The sequence below is a fragment of the Oleiphilus sp. HI0125 genome (assembly GCF_001635355.1).
On record NZ_LWGF01001430.1, the window covers coordinates 1 to 1161 of the forward strand.

General features: G+C 46.2%; 1 protein-coding gene. It reads right to left on the reverse strand.

The features are described from left to right. Positions 1 to 1076, reverse strand: a 1076-nt coding sequence (gene pheA, locus A3762_RS24425) for a prephenate dehydratase (RefSeq protein WP_068758065.1), incomplete at its 3' end; no start/stop codon positions are given. Between the last annotated feature and the right edge of the window lie 85 nt (positions 1077 to 1161).

The window sequence follows — 1161 nt, forward strand, 5'->3', positions numbered from 1 at the left end:
GAACCAAGATGCTTAATGTCGACGGCATCTGGCGAAATATCTTTGATCACCGCCTGAACATTCTCATCATCAAAATGACCATCAAAATCGATATAGAAAACGTAAGCCCAAGTACTACTATTAGAGGGCCGAGACTCTAAGCGATTCATATTCACGCCGTGACGCTGAAATGGCTCCAAGACGTGATACAAAGCACCCGGCTTATCTTTCACTGAAACCATAATTGATGTTTTATCTTCGCCGCTCGCAGGCACGACCTCAGAACCGATAATAAGAAAACGTGTCGTGTTATCAGGACTGTCTTCTACATTTTTTGCTAGGAAATCTAAATCGTAGAGCTCTGCCGCCATATCACTTGCGATGGCAGCAACTCCAGGCTCCTCAGCGGCTAGTTTCGCAGCCTTACCATTGCTCGATACAGCAATACGCTCAACCTGCGGACAATGCGAATCCAACCATTTTCTGCATTGTGCTAGCGCCTGCTGGTGCGCATAAACGCGGGTCACATTCTCAAGCTTGGTTTCAGTTCCGCTGAGCAAGTTGTGGTGTATGCGAAGCTTTACCTCACCTGCAATAAATAAAGGTGAGTCTATAAAGCTGTCTAAAGTATGATTAACAATCCCTTCAGTTGAGTTTTCAACTGGCACGATGCCATAGTTCACTTGCCCCGACTCTACTTCTCGGAATACTTCATCAATAGCTGAAAGCGGTTCCGCTTTTACGAAATGACCGAAATGTTTGAGTGCCGCAGCATGCGTAAATGTACCTTCTGGGCCTAAGTAAGCAACTTTGAGAGGGCGCTCTAGGGCTAAACAACAAGACATGACCTCACGAAATAGTTTCGCCACATCCTCGTCAGGGAGAGGGCCTTCATTGCGCTCCATCACTGAGCGTAAAACTTGCGCCTCACGCTCAGGACGATAGTACTGAACCTCTTCACCATTTGAAGCAGCTTGCTTTACTTCAGCAACCTGTTGCGCACATTTTGCACGCTCATTCAGCAAACGATGAATTTCACTATCAATTCGATCTATATCTTTACGCAAGCGGCCTAACGCTTCTGCTTCATTCGTCATATCAAAGCCAATTACTGCAGTGTATCGCCATCAGTTGAATCACTTGAAGAGTCACTCTCAGAAGATTCAGCTTGTACCGCACCCT